This window comes from Aquiflexum balticum DSM 16537 (assembly GCF_900176595.1).
In the GTDB taxonomy this organism is placed as follows: domain Bacteria; phylum Bacteroidota; class Bacteroidia; order Cytophagales; family Cyclobacteriaceae; genus Aquiflexum; species Aquiflexum balticum.
Genome location: NZ_LT838813.1, coordinates 1,060,742 through 1,077,729 on the forward strand (window position 1 = coordinate 1,060,742; position 16,988 = coordinate 1,077,729).

15 protein-coding genes are annotated in these 16,988 nt (G+C 40.5%); 4 read left to right on the forward strand and 11 right to left on the reverse strand.

Translation table 11 applies throughout. The features are described from left to right. The first annotated feature begins 79 nt into the window (after positions 1-79). From B9A52_RS04690 to B9A52_RS04700, 3 genes are all read left to right on the forward strand, one after another. Positions 80-1,819, forward strand: coding sequence for a M14 family zinc carboxypeptidase (locus B9A52_RS04690; protein ID WP_084119209.1), 1,740 nt, complete (start codon positions 80-82; stop codon positions 1,817-1,819). Between the two features lie 25 nt (positions 1,820-1,844). Next, the gene (locus B9A52_RS04695) at positions 1,845-2,195 is read left to right on the forward strand and encodes a DUF6787 family protein (RefSeq protein WP_084119210.1); all 351 of its coding nucleotides are present in this window, start codon (positions 1,845-1,847) and stop codon (positions 2,193-2,195) included. Positions 2,196-2,476: 281 nt separating this feature from the next. Beyond that, complete coding sequence (locus tag B9A52_RS04700) at positions 2,477-4,267, forward strand: ABC transporter ATP-binding protein (protein WP_084119211.1); 1,791 nt, start codon at positions 2,477-2,479, stop codon at positions 4,265-4,267. 20 nt (positions 4,268-4,287) lie between these two features. Here the strand turns inward: B9A52_RS04700 and B9A52_RS04705 are convergent, their stop codons facing one another. The 10 genes from B9A52_RS04705 to B9A52_RS04750 all read right to left on the reverse strand — a co-directional run bounded on the left by B9A52_RS04705 (position 4,288) and on the right by B9A52_RS04750 (position 15,260). Then, the gene (locus tag B9A52_RS04705) at positions 4,288-5,439 is read right to left on the reverse strand and encodes a DUF4221 family protein (RefSeq protein ID WP_084119212.1); all 1,152 of its coding nucleotides are present in this window, start codon (positions 5,437-5,439) and stop codon (positions 4,288-4,290) included. 220 nt (positions 5,440-5,659) lie between these two features. Then, positions 5,660-6,769 carry a Fic family protein gene (locus B9A52_RS04710; protein WP_084119213.1) on the reverse strand — a complete coding sequence of 370 codons (1,110 nt, stop codon included), beginning with the start codon at positions 6,767-6,769 and terminating at the stop codon, positions 5,660-5,662. Positions 6,770-7,498: 729 nt separating this feature from the next. Continuing rightward, positions 7,499-7,945 (reverse strand): IS200/IS605 family transposase, encoded by a 447-nt coding sequence (gene tnpA, locus B9A52_RS04715; RefSeq protein WP_084119214.1) that lies wholly within the window; start codon positions 7,943-7,945, stop codon positions 7,499-7,501. Between the two features lie 969 nt (positions 7,946-8,914). Continuing rightward, on the reverse strand, positions 8,915-9,667 hold the full coding sequence (locus B9A52_RS04720; RefSeq protein ID WP_084119215.1) for a LytR/AlgR family response regulator transcription factor: 753 nt from the start codon (positions 9,665-9,667) through the stop codon (positions 8,915-8,917). Next, entirely contained in the window at positions 9,664-10,731 is a 1,068-nt protein-coding gene (locus tag B9A52_RS04725; protein WP_084119216.1) for a sensor histidine kinase, read from the reverse strand. The genes B9A52_RS04720 and B9A52_RS04725 overlap by 4 nt, the downstream gene beginning before the upstream one ends. A gap of 50 nt (positions 10,732-10,781) precedes the next feature. Next, positions 10,782-11,081, reverse strand: coding sequence for a hypothetical protein (locus B9A52_RS04730; protein WP_084119217.1), 300 nt, complete (start codon positions 11,079-11,081; stop codon positions 10,782-10,784). A 31-nt stretch (positions 11,082-11,112) separates the two neighbouring features. Next, on the reverse strand, positions 11,113-11,607 hold the full coding sequence (locus B9A52_RS04735) for a DUF2306 domain-containing protein (RefSeq protein WP_084119218.1): 495 nt from the start codon (positions 11,605-11,607) through the stop codon (positions 11,113-11,115). A 34-nt stretch (positions 11,608-11,641) separates the two neighbouring features. Further along, positions 11,642-12,199: a hypothetical protein gene (locus B9A52_RS04740; protein ID WP_084119219.1), complete on the reverse strand. Its 558-nt coding sequence runs from the start codon at positions 12,197-12,199 to the stop codon at positions 11,642-11,644. A 227-nt stretch (positions 12,200-12,426) separates the two neighbouring features. Continuing rightward, the gene (locus B9A52_RS04745; protein ID WP_172805167.1) at positions 12,427-13,083 is read right to left on the reverse strand and encodes a hypothetical protein; all 657 of its coding nucleotides are present in this window, start codon (positions 13,081-13,083) and stop codon (positions 12,427-12,429) included. Between the two features lie 11 nt (positions 13,084-13,094). Next, positions 13,095-15,260, reverse strand: coding sequence for a TonB-dependent receptor (locus tag B9A52_RS04750; protein ID WP_084119220.1), 2,166 nt, complete (start codon positions 15,258-15,260; stop codon positions 13,095-13,097). Positions 15,261-15,355: 95 nt separating this feature from the next. Between B9A52_RS04750 and B9A52_RS25415 the strand changes: the two genes are divergently transcribed. After that, positions 15,356-15,505, forward strand: coding sequence for a hypothetical protein (locus tag B9A52_RS25415; RefSeq protein ID WP_157370069.1), 150 nt, complete (start codon positions 15,356-15,358; stop codon positions 15,503-15,505). Positions 15,506-15,558: 53 nt separating this feature from the next. Here the strand turns inward: B9A52_RS25415 and B9A52_RS04755 are convergent, their stop codons facing one another. Next, positions 15,559-16,887, reverse strand: a complete 1,329-nt coding sequence (locus B9A52_RS04755) for an IS110 family RNA-guided transposase (RefSeq protein WP_084119221.1) — start codon at positions 16,885-16,887, stop codon at positions 15,559-15,561. Positions 16,888-16,988 lie beyond the last annotated feature (101 nt).

The following is a 16,988-nucleotide window of genomic DNA, read 5'->3' on the forward strand; positions in this document are numbered from 1 at the left end:
ACGTAACAATTTTGGAAATACAAATATGGAAAATATAATCTCTTTTAGTTTTTAAACCTCTTTTTTCTCAAATTCGGGCATGAAAAAAATATCATGGTTGGTATTAGTAATACTCTTTACTCAAGGAGTATCCGCGCAGGAAAAGTATGTCACTCTTTTTGAGCAGTCGGAAGGGCGGGAGACTCCGATTTATTCTGAAGTAATCCAATATTTTGAGACATTGGCCAATGACTTTAAAGAAGTCAAAATGGTCGAAATGGGAATTACAGACAGTGGTTTTCCACTCCACGTGCTGCTATTTGACAGACAGCAAATATTTGACCCAAAAAAATGGCATGAGGCAAACCGATTGGTGCTATTTATCAACAATGGCATTCATCCGGGCGAACCTGATGGGATTGATGCTTCAATGATGTTTTTAAGAGACATTTTATTGAATAAAATAGAAATTCCGGAAAATCTTGCGATGGCCATTGTACCTGTTTACAATATCGGAGGTCATCTAAATAGAGGTTCATTCAGTAGGGTCAACCAAAATGGGCCCGAGGAATTTGGTTTTCGGGGCAATGCAAGAAACTATGACCTCAACAGGGACTTTATCAAGGCAGATACCAAAAACGCAAGGTCTTTTCAACAGATTTTCAATTGGCTACGACCGCAGGTATTTATCGATACCCATGTCAGCAACGGTGCCGACTACCAGCATGTGATGACGCTGATATCTACCCAACATAACCGTTTGGGAGGAAAATTGGGGGAGTATTTGGAGAATGAACTCAACCCCCAACTTTATGCAAAAATGAAAGACAGGGATTTTCCGATGGTACCTTATGTCAATGCATGGGGCGGCAAACCTGAAGATGGTTGGTCACAGTTCAAGGATAGCGGTCGATATAGTAGTGGTTATGCTGCACTTCACAGCACATTAAGTTTTATGCCCGAAACCCATATGCTAAAGCCTTATCACCTGAGGGTGGCTTCCACTTATGCTTTATTTGAAACTTTTATGGAAATTTTAGAAAAGGACGGGGCCAAAATTGTTGCTTCTGCCAAGGCTGACCGTTCCAATCAGATTTCCCAAAGTGAATTTTCTATGAATCACACCATTGATAAAAGCAGCTATAAAACCATAGAATTTCTTGGCTTTGAATCAGGTCAAAAACCTTCTGAAATTTCCGGTTTACCGAGATTATATTATGATAGGTCAAAACCTTTTACCAAAGAAGTCCGATTCTATGACACCTATGTGGATGGTTTGATTATCTCAAAACCAGACGCTTACCTGATTCCCCAAGGATGGTTCAATGTGATAGAAAACCTGTATAGAAATGGTGTCCATTTGGTGGAATTAAAAAATGATTCGGCCATTTCTGTCACGGTATATGAAATCAAAGAGTTCCAGACTGCCCAGCGACCGTTTGAAGGACATTATCTGCATTCCAATACGAAGGTGGAAAAAATCCAGACCAAGATTAATTTTAGAAAAGGAGATTTCATGGTCCCTATGAACCAGGAAGTCAACCGTTACATCATGGAAGTATTGGAACCGGAAAGTGAGGATAGTTTTTTCAATTGGAATTTCTTTGATACGATTCTTCAGTCCAAAGAAGGTTATTCTGCTTACGTTTTTGAGGACTTGGTAGCCGAATTCCTTAATCGAAATCCCGACCTGAGAAATAAACTGGAAGCCGCAAAATCTGAAAATGAAGAGTTGGCAAAAAGTGGATCTGCTCAATTGAGATGGGTATATGAACATTCCCCTTGGAAGGAAAAGGAACATAACCGGTATCCGGTATACAGGATAGAAAAAATGGATTGATATTAATATCTGAACCTTTAAACAAATGCAAAAACAAACCCCCGATCAATCCTTTCTCCAAAAACTCCAATCCAAATGGAACCTGAAAAGTCTCCGACAGGTCGTATTGGTATTGGTTGTTTTTGCATTGACCGGATTTACGATACTTTTTATCAAAAAACCTATTTTTGATTTTTTGGGCATCAGCATGGAGAGAGGTGGATTTTGGAAAACAGTGCTATATCTTTTGCTCGTTCTTCCTCTCTATCAGCTAATTCTATTATTGTGGGGATTTGTATTTGGGCAGTTTTCATTTTTTTGGGAAAAAGAGAAAGAGTTTATCAGAAGAATTACGGGAAGGAAAAAGAACAAAGGGAAAGAGTCGGAAAAGAAATAGCATTGTAAAGGTCCCCCTTTCAAAATTGGGATGATTGGTTTGAAAAATGTAAAATCCTATTTATTCCCCAATAATTATGGCTATTTGTCTCGGACGTGGAGTGATTAAGACCTGATATCGATTATCAATTTATTAAGTAACTTTCGGATTTGGGCTTTTGGTAAACAAAAAATAGAGCGGCCTGTTTTTGATAGTGATTTACTTAAAAATAAATTGAATGACTTCAACCTCTCATCTTATTGTGTAGATTTGTAGGTTAGATAATTGAATAAAAGTTTTCCATGGCAAAAAAGAGAGGCATAGCTCTTGAAGAACACGAAAAGCGAAAGCTGACCAAACAGAATCTGAGTAAACTTGGTGGTATTTTTAGGTTTGTTTTACCCTATAAGGTAAATTTTTTATTGGGGATGGTATTTCTCCTATTTTCAAGCTTGACTTTACTGACTTTTCCTTACGTAGCCGGAAAACTGATCGATACTGCTTCAGGGGAATCCTGGTTGGTAGATGATATCAATGGCATTGCTTTTATTCTTTTGGGGATTTTATTGGTTCAGAGTATATTTTCTTTTTTTAGGGTATGGCTTTTTGCTAAGGTTTCTGAGCGAAGTATGCGGGATATCAGAATTTCCCTGTACAGTCAATTGGTACAATTGCCCATGACGTTCTTTGACAAAAGGAGAACAGGTGAACTGATTTCAAGAATTACCGCAGATGTCAGTATGTTACAGGATACTTTTTCCGTGACCTTGGCGGAACTCTTTCGTCAGATTATCACCTTGTTAGCAGGTGTGGCGTTTTTGATGGTGACCACTCCAAAACTTACTTTTTTTATGCTGGCCACTTTTCCTGTATTGGTGATTATTGCCATGGTATTCGGGAAATTTATCAGAAAACTTTCCAAACAGGCACAGGATGAATTGGCGGCAGCCAATGTCATTGTAGAAGAAACCTTGCAGTCTATTATGACGGTAAAATCATTTGCAGGAGAAGAATATGAATCCAACAGATACAGGAATGGGCTGAACAGGGTCGTAGCTGTTGCTTTAAAAGCCGCCGGGTTCAGGGGTGCATTTATTTCCTTTATCATCTTTGCCCTATTTGGAGGAATTGTGGCTGTGATGTGGTATGGCGCTACTTTGGTAGCCTCAGGTGAAATGAGTGTGGGGGATCTGGTTTCATTTGTGTTATATACCACTTTCATAGGTGGTTCCATAGCAGGTTTGGGAGATATTTACGGCCAAATCCAAAAGGCCATAGGCTCTTCCGAAAGGGTTCTGGAAATATTGGACGAAACACCTGAATTGTCCACTACAGATTTCCAAAAAGTCCGCATGGCCGGTAATATACAATTTGAGCAGGTCCGTTTTAACTATCCGACAAGGCCTGAATTGGAAGTCCTGAAAAACATCAACTTCCATATCCCGGCCGGAGAAAAAGTTGCCTTGGCAGGACAGAGTGGGGCCGGTAAATCCACTATCATTCAGTTACTGCTCAAATTTTATCCTGTAGAAAAAGGGGCGATTCTTGTTGATGGTAAAAATATATCCGAATGGAATCTTAAACAGTTAAGGTCCAACATTGGAATAGTCCCTCAGGAAGTCCTCCTTTTTGGAGGCAGTATCAGGGAAAATATCGCCTATGCCAAGCCTGATGCCACTGAAGAAGAAATTATAGAAGCAGCCAAAAAAGCAAATGCATGGCAGTTTATCAGCAAGTTCCCTGAGGGTTTGTCAACGACAGTAGGCGAGCGTGGCATCAAACTTTCCGGAGGACAGCGTCAGCGGGTGGCCATAGCCCGGGCGATTTTGAAAGACCCTGCTATTTTGATTTTGGATGAGGCCACTTCTTCTTTGGATGCAGAATCTGAAGCCTTGGTTCAGGAAGCTTTGGATGAACTGATGAAAAACAGGACTACTATTATTATTGCCCATAGATTGGCAACAATCCGCAAAGTGGACAGAATTTATGTACTCAAGGACGGGGAAATAGTCGAAGAAGGTACTCATGAGGACCTTGCTATGCATGAAGATGGTTTTTATGCCAATCTGGTCAGACTTCAGTTTGCTGAATAATTGGGGAAACTACTTAATTTTCAATCAAAAGCCATTCTCACAAAACCAAGTTCGTCATCCACGTTCACATAATGCCAAATCTTACCATCCTTGACAAAAACAGAATTGGGAATTTGTGTCATTTGGGAAACCAAAGATTCTCCTATCAGGTTAAAGTCTTCATCAAAAATGCTTAGAAAGACCTTGGAAATAGTTTTTTGTTCGGGACTCTCTAACATTGGTTCGTCAGTGATTTCACCAGGGATAGTTTCATAGGAGAATCTGTAAAATCTTTTATTCACCTCATCCCATACCGGTGCCTGAAAATTGATTTCAGAATTGATTTCTGCCATTACCTCTTTAAAACGCTTTTCTGAATCCACTTCTTTGGGGTAGCCGCCTTTTTTTGCAGCTGCAGTGAGTTGCGGGGTATAATTGACCTGATAAACACTGTCCTTTTTCATATCAAAAACAAATATGGGGGCATAGGCGGAATTGGAAAGGATAATCCTATCTCCAATTCTTTGAAGTGATTTGTCAGTAGTGGATATCATCATCATTTGGCCTGATTTCAGAGCTACGGAATAATCTTTTAACTCATCAATGCCAGGGAGTTCATACTTTTTGATCTCCATGTCTTCAAAATTGACTTTTGCAAAGGATAGATTATCATTCGTCCAATTACCCAACAATCCATAAATCACATTTCCACCGTCGGTAATGATGGACTTCCTATTGAAACTCTCCCCATCTTCCAAACTATCCCCAATAAATTTTTCTTTATCCAATTTATAAGTTTTGATCTTTTTGCCTTTCATATCAAAAAGCCCCATTTCCTGAAAATTGGCCATTAGAATGCGGTCATTATCCAACATATTCATCCATGATACAAAAGCACCCACTCCATCAGGGCCCTCTATTTCATATTTTATTTTCTCTTCCAAACGCAGTTCATTGATATTGATTTTGTCCAAAGTAGACTCATCCATATTCCATAGATAGAGAAATGCTTTGTCTTCTGTCATGGCACTTGACCAAAGACCATACTTCAGGTTGATGATTTCATCTCCGGCATCCACCACCACAGTATCCATGGTGAAGGTGATGTTGGAGAAGTCCATTTTGGTTTCAGTTTCATTCCCGCCGCAGGCAAAGCAAAGAACTGAAAGGAAGATTATTGCATGGTTTTTCATAGAAAGACAGATTTTATCAACAATGTAATCACTATGAATTTAATTTGAAAAAAATCAATGTGATATTTAGTTAATTCACACTTTAACTCCATTCCGTGACGTGAATCGTGTTGTCCCAAGGTTGTACCTTTGGACTGTTGAGTATGGAGTTTTTAACTCCAGTGCATTGAGCCGGAGGCTCAGAACTCAGGAATCCGAAGGTACAACCTTCGGATAACTTTCACTCCCCCAAAATCCTGTACAATTCCAGATTCATGTAATAATGCCCACCGCTGATTTCACGGCGTTCGACTATGCCCATTTCTGCGATTTGGTTGAGATACTGGCGGGCGGTATTTTCGGCATAGATTTTTTTATCGGTCAGGTGTTTGACCTTGGTGTAGGGTTGAGTAAAAATGGCCTCCACCAAAGATTCCGGTCGGATGATGTTTGTTTCATTTTCCAATACATGTAGTATGCTATCCTTTGCCGCCAAGATATCATTGATTTTGTGGTAGGTGTCCATGGAAGTAATTTCCACTGCTTTCAACATAAAAATCAGCCAATCTTTCCACGCAGACCTTTGGGTAACTCCTGCCAGGAATGCATAATAATCCTCCTTTCTGTCCAAAATAAACTTGCTCAAAAACAAAATGGGAAGGTCAAGAAGTCCTTTCTGTGTCAGAAAATGAATGTTGAAGAGTCTTCCTGTCCGCCCATTCCCATCTCTGAAAGGGTGAATGGCCTCAAACTGAAGGTGACCAATAGCCATTTTCAATATCGGATCGATGGTGTTGTCATCATTCATGAAATGGATCAGATTTTCCATTTTGGCTTCGACCACTCCTTCGCCTCTTGGAGGTGTATATACGGCTTTTCCTGCATTCGGTCCTGAACCACCCTGTCGGATAAAGGTATGGGCAAAAGGTTTTCTGATACCATCACTCATACCCGTGATGGTTTGGTAAATCAATTCGAAATAAGGAATATCAAATTTATGGTTGGATACAAGGTATTGATGCCCTTTCCAAATGGATTCCCGATAATGCAGTATTTCCTTTGTGGGTCCTTGTTTGATGGTTTCATCACTGAAGGCTTTGTAAAGCTCATCATCGGTGGTGAAAATGTTCTCAATCTCTGACGAGGCCTTGGCCTCCTGCAAACTGATAGTATTGATCAACATGCCCTGATTGGGTATCGCCGCACTTCTTCCCTGTAATCGGGCTATGGCTGCCTTTGCTTCCCCCAATTGCTCAAAAATATCCAAATCCCGATAATACTGGGCTTCGATCGGCAGTTCAGGGAGATTGTTCCAAGGTTTGGTCCTGTCAGGATTGATGAGATACGCCATATTTTGACATTAAATTTTGATTATTTTAATGTGAGATTACAAATGTGACATTAAAATCGATGTCAAACAAACTAATAGACATTAAAATTTTAATAAATTAAGGTGAGGCATATTTACTGACCTTTCCATTGAGGTCTGTTCTGATCACTGACCTTAAAAAACGTCAAATTTAATGTCATTTTTTCAACCATGACAACTAATCATAGTATGAAAACTTTGTGTTGTCCCAAGGTTGTACCTTTGGACTGTTGAGTGTGGAGTTTTTAACTCCGGTGCGTTGAGCCAGAGGCTCAAAACTCAGGAATCCGAAGGTACAACCTTCGTATAACTTCTGACTAGTACTGCCCCAAGATCCTGTACAATTCTAGGTTAATAACCATTCATGCTATGACTCAACATCATGGAATGATTGAAAGGCGTACAAAGCCCATCTCATCATTGATGTTTTGAAACATCCAGATTTTGCCATCTTTGGCAAAGTGGAAACCTGGTATTTTTCTATACTCTTGGTCAGAAGATTTCTTTCGGAGAATATTGTGGTGAATTTTAAATTTACTTTGAAGCCTATTGGACTTTTATTGCATTAGAGTATCTCCTCTTGTGTATTCACAAGCACCTTTGATTCTCAATCAAGCCCAAAGGGCTGCCCTGTGAAAGCCCTGACTGAAGCTTGCGGAAGTCAGGGTATATAATCAATTAAATTAAGAGGCCTGAAAGGCCGAACTATGATTAATCCCAAACATACCTTTCATCAAATTCGATATTATACTCCTTTAGAAAAAGTCTGAATTCATTTTCAAAATTTAATTTTTGATGGTGTTCGGGTTGTTTTTGAATGTAAGTTTTAACTATTTCCACTTTTGAATGGCTTACTGAAAAAGCACCATAACCCTTCTGCCACTCAAACTTTTCAACCCCCTTGGTCTTCATCCAAATAGAGCTGGAAGTTTTAATTTTCAGGATCAATTGAGCAATTGTTATTGTCCTGGGTAACTCACAAAGAATATGGATATGCTCTGGATTAGCATAAATCTCATGGACAAAGGAATTTAAGTTATAGATAACTTCTGTCAAATATGAATGGAGTTCCGGACGAATTTTTTCAGAAATAAACTTTTCCCTTCTCTTTGTAGAGAAAATGATGTGTAGATAAACTTTTGCTAGAGATTGCGGCATATCTGAGGGATTTTTGATTCAATACAAATTAAAAAATGGGAATAAAATTATAATCTAATTATCCGTATATATCCGATTATCTTTCGGGTCGGTCCTTCAGACCAAGGGGTTTCTTATCGGTTCCTATGACCTAGGGTTGCAACCCTAGGCTATCACAGAACGGCCCTTCAGGCCTATTTAATTTTTATTGCTCAACTGAATTATCCTTGTTTGAAATACTTCATTACTCACCAGCTCCTTTTGTTTTCAATCCAACTAGCATCTCCATCGATCAACAGATTCTCCATCAAGCCCAAAGGCTGCCCTGTGAAAACCCTGACTGTAGCTTGCGGAAGTCAGGGTTACATTAATCAATTTAAATAATGAGGCCTGAAGGGCCGATCTATGATTAATCCCAAAAATACCTTTCATCAAATAGGAAATGGATATTAAAAATAATCTAATTATCCGTATAAATCCGGTTATTTTCTCGATCGGTCTTTCAGACCATGGGGTTTCTTATCGGTTCCTATTACTAGGGTTGCACCCTAGGCTGTCACAGAACGGCCCTTCAGGCCTTATTAATTTTTATTGTTAAACTGTTTACTCATCAAGCCCAAAGGGCTGCCCTGTGAAAGCCCTGACTGAAGCTTGCGGAAGTCAGGGTATACATGAATCAATTAAATTATGAGGCCTGAAGGGCCGATCTATGATTAATCCCACTTTATCTTTCTCGATCGGTCTTTCAGACCATGGGGTTTCTTATCGGTTCCTATTACCTAGGGTTGCACCCTAGGCTGTCACAGAATTGCCCTTCAGGCCAATTTATTTTTATTGCTAAACTGAATTAACCATGTTTGAAAAATTTCATTCATCCTTCACCAACACCAAAATAACAGGTCGGACAAATACCTTTCCTTACCATCCAAATAATCCTTTCAAATGTTGCATTCCAGGATGTCACAGAACGGCCCTTCAGGCCTATTTAATTTAGCCATCCAACCACTCCTTCAACGCCCCGACCTTTTCCCTGCTGACCAGAATATCATTGTCGCTGCAATTGGCCAATTTGATTTTCAGACGGCTGTTTGAATAGGTATGGATCTCCGCGATGGCTTCAAAAGAAGAAATGTATTTTCTATTCAAGCGGAAAAATTTTTTGGGATCCAACATTTCTTCCAATTGATCCAAGGTGTAGTCCAAAATGTACCGTTTCCCTTCAAAAGTCTGTAAAAAAGTCACCCGCTCCTCACTCATAAAAAAAGCCGCTTCCGAGGCAAGGATCGATTGGATTTTCTCTCCGATTTTGACCATAAACCTGGATTTGAATTCCTTTTGCTGCGGTTGAAGCAGTTCTTTGATTTGACTGAGGTCGATTGTGGTTTTGATTTTTTGGCTTTTGAACTTGTTTATAGCCCCTGCCAATTCCTTGGGGTCAATCGGTTTGAGCAGGTAATCCACCGAGTTGAGCTTGAAGGCCTTGATGGCGTATTGGTCAAAGGCTGTGGTAAAAATGATCGGGGAACTGACCCTGACCATTTCAAAAATTTCAAAACTCAATCCATCCGCCAATTGGATATCACAGAATATAAGGTCGGGTGCAGGATGCAATTCCAGCCAAGCTACCGCCGAAGTAATGCTGTCCAAATTTCCATAAATATTTACCCCGGGAAGTAATTCCAAAACAAGCTGTTTCAACCTATTGGCAGCAGGTCTTTCATCTTCTATCAAAAGAATGTTCATGATCCATTTAGTTTTATCAGAGGAAGTTCTACGATAAATTCCTTTTCTGTTTCAATGATATTTGGACTTTGGTTACTTAACAGGGCATAGCGCTTTTTGATATTGGACAATCCAATACCCGTTTTTGACTCCTCCTTGGTCAATTTAGGTTGAAGAATATTGCGTACAATTAAATTGCCATCTGCTTGTTCTATCATAATTTTGAGCGGTTTCTCCAAACTTGCAATATTATGTTTGATGGCATTTTCCAATAGTAATTGAAGAGAAAGTGGTGGGAGGTAATAGCCCTTTAAATGATGTACATCAATAAAATACTCCAGGCTTCCTTCAAACCTGATTTTTTGAAGGTTCAGGTAGTTCTCCGCAAAGCCTATTTCCCTGTCCAAACCCACCAATTCCTCTTGCTGTACTTCCAAAACATAGCGGTAGATTTTGGACAATTGCTGTATAAATTCTGCGGATTTATCGGCACTTTCATAGACGAGATTACTCAGCACATTGAGTGAATTGAACAGAAAATGGGGATTTAATTGGTCTTTTAGAGATTGGTATTGGCTGGCGATATTTTCTGATTTAAGCTGTTCTGCTTCAATGGCAGCAGAACGCCACTCATACAGCCAGGATCTGGAAATGAAAATAGTAATGATGATCAGAGCTATAAATGTTGGCATCAGGGTATTTTCCAACATTGAGCTCCAATTGATATTTGTCAGGTTTACCCCTTCTACTGAAATCAGTACATAGAGTACCACCAATATGTAACTGACTATAAAAGAATAAACCATGTAAGAAGCCGCTGTCAAAAAGAGTCTTTTCACCGGCTTTTCGATCCAGGATATTCTTTTGTTATAATACTCCTCTACTTTGAACCCTCCCAAACTTAATGCAGAAGACATTAAAAAAGAAAAAACCCAATCCGGAGCTATGGACAAAATCCCCTCCAAAGACAAAAAGCAAGTTGGGCAGAACAACAACATCAAGATGGTAGAAATCCCAAAATTCAAAAAGAAAAACCGCTTGGCGGAGTAGAAGATGGTGGCTGATCGAAAAAAATCTTTGCTCATATATTTTTCCTGGGAGGATGTTTATGATTGGAAAATATTTTTTTTAAATATCAGTCTTTTTTAGCCTTTGAAGCCAATATTCCCCAACCGCCGGAACCAATCAGAAAACCCAAGCCATAGAAAAACCCGGTATTGTTCACCGCAAACATCACTACTTCCTCATCAAACAAACTGATGACTAGACTGATTGGAGCAATTATTCCATGCCATATTCCCCAAAGGAATCCATAGGTCTGACCAGTAAGGCATTCATCAACCGGCTCATTTGCCGCACAGGAAGTCATCAAAATCAGGAACAAAACTCCCAATAGAATTTTATTGGTTTTTAGATTTTCAAGGCTCTTTTTCATAGTTGCTTGGTTCAAATTCGGAACATTCCATTTATTTAATTTTGGATATTGCTATCATCATTCTTCTCCATTTTGCTTTATTGATTCCAAACAAAATTCCGCCAACAAGCATCACCCCTGCCGTGGCCAAACCCACCATATTGTAAAATGGCACTTTAGGAATTCGGGTCAACATCTCACTGACAAAAGCCCCATAAAGTCCTATCACAGACCAATACATGAAGGAAAAATGAAGATAAGCCCAATTTTTGATTTGATTGCGCACTAAAATCGGAATCATCCCTAAAATCAGTGTGCAGGAACTGACCACTGCGAAGTAATGAAAAATCCCCCATTTGCCAAATAAGTTATAAAGCATAAAGGCCGTTGCCAGCAAAACTACCATGCTTATTACATATAAATAGCCTGTTCGGATATGGATTTTGGTACCTTTTGTCATCACCAAAACTGCTGAACCAAGCACTAAAGCCAAAACAGAAGCTATAAAGTGAATCAAACCGATTTGATTGTTAAAGAGATTGTACATAGCTAAAGGGTATTTTTTATAAAGTTCTGTGATTTTATTTTTTCAGATTCAATCTAAACCCTACACTGGCAACAAATCCATTTGAAAAAAATGGACTTCCTGCAATTTTATCAGCTCTCGCCCGGGATGTCATAACACCTAATTCCAGGAAGTAATTAAAAGCCGGAGTTGGGAAAAACTCAAAACCAAAAGTTCCATATGTGCTTAACCTGAAGGATTCCGAAGAAAATCTGTCTGAAGGGATAATCCCTGCCAAACCTCCTTCACCATATAGGCGGATACTTTGGCCTACCATTCCGCCAAAACCGACGAAACCCAAAGAGACATTTTGATAGCCGGACCAAACATATTCACCATCCAAGAGGTGCTCAAAGTAAACCTGATTGGCTTTTAGGCGGAAAGCTGCATTTCCATTCAGGATTTCCGGGCTGGTTAGATTCAGCCCAAACCCAAAATCATTCTGAAATTGATTTACTTGAAATCCCAAACCTAGACCGGAATTAGGTTTCAATTGCTGTTGGGCCCAAAGCGGAACTGATAACGATGAGCCAAAAAACAGTCCCATCAAAAGGAGAATTAGTGTGGTTTTCATAGGAATAGTGTATTTAAATATTTTAAATTATGGTTAAACGCTTCTTTGCCAGTAACCCAAAATCTTATTTCAGGCAAGACCGAAGTCAGAAGACCGAAGTACCGGACTTTTTAGGGTCCTGCCATGAATTATATCGAATTACAATTTTACTGGCATCATTGCGTACATAGATGTTTTAAATAATCAGAATAAAGACCCTCCTGAAAAAAATCAGGAAGGTCAAGTTTTTAATTGCAGGTATTTTTCTTCATTTCTTCTGCCATACCTTTTCCCCAAGTTGGATTGAGATTTCCTTCTTTGGCTTCAGCGGCTTCTTTGGCAAAAAGTGCCAAACTGGCATCTACTAAGCCACATGCCTTTTCAGGACCCTGTCCGAAAAACTGCGCCATGCCCAATTCCATTTGTCCAAGCATCATGATTGCTCTGGGATTTTGCCTGTTGAGATCTACCGCTTTACCAAAAGTCTGCATGGCCAAACCGGACAAATGCTGCCCACGTGAAGCAGGATCTACAGCCAATTCACCCATTGTAATAAAACCTTGCAGTGCCACTACCTCGGAGTTGTTGGGAGAAATTTTTGCTGCTTTATCCACATGTTTTTTGGCTTGCTCAAAAAACGGATCCTTGACGTCTGCCCCACCCTCGCTTCTAAAACCAGCATTGGCCAAGGCTAGTGCTGCATAATAATCCGGTAACCATTCCTCCGGCATCATCTGTGCAATTCTGGCAAAGCCATTGGCAACCTTTTGTAGGTCTTCCGGACTTGCAGCGGATTTCATGTTTTGTAGCTCGTTGAGCATGGCTTTTTCATAAGCTTCATTGGATGCTTGTGATATCAAAGAAATAAGCATCATAACGATAATGGCAAGACTGTACTTTTTCATGGTTTTTGTTTTTATAAGTTGTTTAAATTATTTGCGTTTTTGTCCTTGGAAAGGGTCAGGAAGATTCCCAAAAAGAGAAACCTTGGTGCCTGAAGCCTAATGGGGTTTCCCTCGTATACCCCGTTTTCATTGGGTTCATTGGCATATTGGTAGCCGAAAATATTGTCCCTGCCCAATACATTGGAGCAGGCCAAATGAATGATCAGATTAGGTTTTGCCAGATAACTCCAACTTAAACTCAAATCCTGAAAGCTTTTGGTTTTTGAATTCATCTGCCCCGGAAGGTTTGGGTTTTCATAAGTATAGCCATCATTGGCACTCACTGAAACACCCAATTGGGATTTAAAGGAGGAAATAAAATGCTTGACCACAATTGATCCATTATGACGGGGAGCGAAGCCGGGCTGTACCATTTCGGTGAAATGTGCAAACTTCCTCCTGCTGTCCACAAAGCTGTAGGTCACCCAAAAGTCAGTGTTCTTGAAGCTCTTTTGATCCCTGTAAAAAACATCCATACCGCGCGCATAGCCTTCCCCATTTTGCTGAATGTTGTCAAATCCCAAAGGCATTGGAAATAATTGGGCCACTTCATAAGTGATGAGATTTTTATAGTCTTTGTAGAATGCTTCTGCACGGATGGTTCTGCCGTTTTTGACCAGAAAGTAATTCAGGATCAAATGATCTGCACGGGTATTCTGTGTGCTTTGCTCAAGGACCCTTAATTGCTCAACAGGCATTTGGCTGAACTGCCCTGCAGCTAAGGAAAGCTGCCCGTTATTATCAAATTTGTAAGCCAAAGAAATTCTGGGATCCAACCAACTTTGACCGGCCAAGGAACTGTGTCCTGCCCTTATTCCTCCGCGGAATACCAACCTGTTGTTGATATAAAAATCTGCTTCTGAAAACAGGATGGCATGATGATCCCTGAAATCCCTTTTCAAATCTTCTGAAATCAAAGCCTCTTCATAGTTGAACAGATAGGATTCAAAACCGGTCTTGACTGAAAACTTCTCCGAAAAACCTTTGATGGCAGCCAATTTGGAATGGACCAATTGGTTTTGGTTTCTCAATTCCATCTGATCGAGGTCAAATTTGTCCACATTATTGGAATAAGAAATTCCGCCATAATAGCTCCAATCGTTTTCCCCTAATTGCCTGAATGATGTTTGGGCAAAAGTGTACTGGTTTTGTACTCCGACCAATTGCCCGCGTTCATCTGAATCAGGAAGCGGTTGCCAGATTTTCATGCCATTGGCTTCTGTGTGAACAAAAGCTTTAACAACCCCATTTTTACCCCACTTTTTTCTGCCGGAGACCTCGGCATCCCATCCATAAGGAGCCCTTTCCCAATCAAAATTTTGTTTTACCAAAGCCTGGTAGGGCGATAAGTCAAAGTAGTTGGCAGAAGCTGTCAGGCTGTTTTTTTCCCCGGCCAAAGTTTGTGTATAACCTCCACCTACAGACATGATGCTGATATCACCCTGATTTCTCACTGGAAAATCCACTGTGTTCAAAGCCAAGGCGGAAGAAAGCGCCTGACCATATTCTGCAGAATAGCCGCCCGTACTGAAAAATGAACCTTTGAATAAATTGGGATTGAATCGGGTTCGGGTCGGTACATTAGAAGCGGTGGTGCCAAAAGCATTTCCAACTTTGAGACCGTCTATGAAAATGGCTGTTTCGGTGGCATCCCCGCCACGGACAAACAACCGACCATCATTTCCCACATTGGCAGTTCCCGGTAAAGTCTGAAAGGCACCAATAATATCTCCCATCGCGGAGGGTACCGTTACAATATCTATAGGCCGTAATACCACGGCTCTTTTTTCATCAGAAGCCTCCATTGCCCCTGCCGAAATGGTCACAGCGGTCATTTCGTTAATGGCTTCTCTTAAAATAGGATTTAAGGTCTGCGGGTTTCCATTAAGCACCACCTCAAATTCCTGGGATTTGAATCCCATAGATTGAAATACCAAAGTATAAGTTCCTTCCTCCTTGGTTTCCAAAAAATAAGTTCCATCAATTTCAGAGGAGGTACCCTCGAATGTTCCTTTCAGAAAAATATTGACACCAGGAATTGTTTCACCTTTTTGATCCTTGACAACCCCTTGGATGGTGGTCTGCGCCAAAGAACAATTGACCAGGAAGATGAAACAGATGGCTAAAATAATTTTCATGGAAATAATATTTGATCCAAAATTGGTTTGAAACCAATCCTGAAAAAATTAAAGTTGACTGAAGTGTAGAATTGGGGGACTGAAGTGTAGGGTGAATGGACAGAAGACGGGAGACAGGAGACGGAAGAAGCGAGAGATTAGAACCAAAGCCTGTCCTGATGAAAATCGGGGAGTCAAGAATCAGGAATCAAGTTTGGGGTGCCGTCATTCTGAGTTCCTTACATTTTTCAAAATGTTCAGAATAGGAAATGTCATCAATGCGGGATGCAGACCTCTCCTGACTACCAATGACATAAAATCATTCTTCATGTAAATTAAGGATTTTCTCTTCAATTTCTTGTGGGACAATATCCATGTTCAGTTCCACTGCTAGCCTTTGTATCAATTTCATTTTCTGTTTTTGCATGATTTCCTCGTAATATTTTATACCGAACTCTACAAAATCAGATCCTTTTACCATTAACCTCCAATATTGCTCTGCAAGTTTTCTTGCCATGGCCTTGATGGCTACCCTCGGACCTTTTCTTCCACATAGTCTTCTGCCGAATGCCCCGAGTGCAATTTTCTTGCTGTTCAATAGCCCTTGGGCAATTACCCTGAATATCTGGCCGGCTTTCGGTCTGCCTTTGGACTTGTTCTTTTTCTTTCTACCCGATTGGTGCTGGCCAGGGGATAGCCCCAACCAGCTGGTAAAGTGTTTTTCGGTCTTCCATCTGGAAAGATCCGGACCCGTTTCGGTCAACACTTGAAACCATGTATAATCGGTGAACCCGGACAGCTTGGTGGCATCCTTGCCACCGAATATTTTCAGAAGGTATTTTCCCAAATCCGAAACATCGGGTTTATTATGCCTGATCTGTTTTCGCTTCATACCTTTTGGGAACTCGTACAGGTCCATGTTTTGCTTATTGAATGTATCCTGGATCTTCTTATCACAGTCTGATATCTGGGCTTTGTAAAACCTGTATGCCTCATAGGCCTGTTTAAGTGCAAACAGTCCTGCTTCGGTATAAAACCCTTCAAGAGCTTTTACTATTTTCTCACCCTTTTTCTTTATCAGACTGTGATGGCACAGGGAAAGTAGTTTCTGGGGGTCCCTTTCTCCTTGGAGGATGGCTTCTATCATCACCGTTCCGCTGGCACCGTGCACCTGGCTGAGAACCTCGGGAAGCCTGATATTCATTTCAATAAGTGCTTTCTGCATATGGTTTATATGCATGGACATACTCCGGATATGGTCCTCTCTGAGCCTTTGGTAAGAGCGGAGCTCTTTCATCAGACCTTCAGCTACAAAGCACCTGTTCAACAGTCCATGGGCGTGGAGTTGGTTGATCCACTGACAGTCTTTCACATCGGTTTTCCTGCCTGGGACCTGTTTGGTCTGGCGTCCGTCAACAAGCCAGACATCAAGTCCTGCCTCTGTAAGGATATCATAGAGAATAACCCAATAGCTGCCGGTCGCTTCCATGGCAACAGAAGTGACACCTGCTTCTATTAGATAAACTGCGGCTTTCCTGAAGTCTGAAGTAAAGGTTTCAAAACTCGCGACTTCTTTTCCTTCGATGTCGACATAGATGCTCCTGGAGCCTATATCGATACCAGCTGTGTTTTGATGGATCTTTTTCATAAAACTACCTGATAAAGAAATATTGGCCTTAAGCCTGTTTGAAGAACTGTAAAAGGCAGGCTACCATTCGGACAAGCATATTGCTGTACCACTATTTCGTT

Excerpts from the sequence above, each read along its gene's own strand:
- B9A52_RS04755 (WP_084119221.1), bottom strand. The coding sequence starts at position 16,887 with ATGAAAAAGATCCATCAAAACACAGCTGGTATCGATATAGGCTCCAGG.
- B9A52_RS25415 (WP_157370069.1), top strand. The coding sequence starts at position 15,356 with ATGGACAGAAGACGGGAGACAGGAGACGGAAGAAGCGAGAGATTAGAA.
- B9A52_RS04745 (WP_172805167.1), bottom strand. The coding sequence starts at position 13,083 with ATGAAAAAGTACAGTCTTGCCATTATCGTTATGATGCTTATTTCTTTG.
- B9A52_RS04725 (WP_084119216.1), bottom strand. The coding sequence starts at position 10,731 with ATGAGCAAAGATTTTTTTCGATCAGCCACCATCTTCTACTCCGCCAAG.
- B9A52_RS04750 (WP_084119220.1), bottom strand. The coding sequence starts at position 15,260 with ATGAAAATTATTTTAGCCATCTGTTTCATCTTCCTGGTCAATTGTTCT.
- B9A52_RS04710 (WP_084119213.1), bottom strand. The coding sequence starts at position 6,769 with ATGGCGTATCTCATCAATCCTGACAGGACCAAACCTTGGAACAATCTC.
- B9A52_RS04705 (WP_084119212.1), bottom strand. The coding sequence starts at position 5,439 with ATGAAAAACCATGCAATAATCTTCCTTTCAGTTCTTTGCTTTGCCTGC.
- B9A52_RS04690 (WP_084119209.1), top strand. The coding sequence starts at position 80 with ATGAAAAAAATATCATGGTTGGTATTAGTAATACTCTTTACTCAAGGA.
- B9A52_RS04700 (WP_084119211.1), top strand. The coding sequence starts at position 2,477 with ATGGCAAAAAAGAGAGGCATAGCTCTTGAAGAACACGAAAAGCGAAAG.
- B9A52_RS04735 (WP_084119218.1), bottom strand. The coding sequence starts at position 11,607 with ATGTACAATCTCTTTAACAATCAAATCGGTTTGATTCACTTTATAGCT.
- B9A52_RS04730 (WP_084119217.1), bottom strand. The coding sequence starts at position 11,081 with ATGAAAAAGAGCCTTGAAAATCTAAAAACCAATAAAATTCTATTGGGA.
- B9A52_RS04695 (WP_084119210.1), top strand. The coding sequence starts at position 1,845 with ATGCAAAAACAAACCCCCGATCAATCCTTTCTCCAAAAACTCCAATCC.
- tnpA (WP_084119214.1), bottom strand. The coding sequence starts at position 7,945 with ATGCCGCAATCTCTAGCAAAAGTTTATCTACACATCATTTTCTCTACA.
- B9A52_RS04720 (WP_084119215.1), bottom strand. The coding sequence starts at position 9,667 with ATGAACATTCTTTTGATAGAAGATGAAAGACCTGCTGCCAATAGGTTG.
- B9A52_RS04740 (WP_084119219.1), bottom strand. The coding sequence starts at position 12,199 with ATGAAAACCACACTAATTCTCCTTTTGATGGGACTGTTTTTTGGCTCA.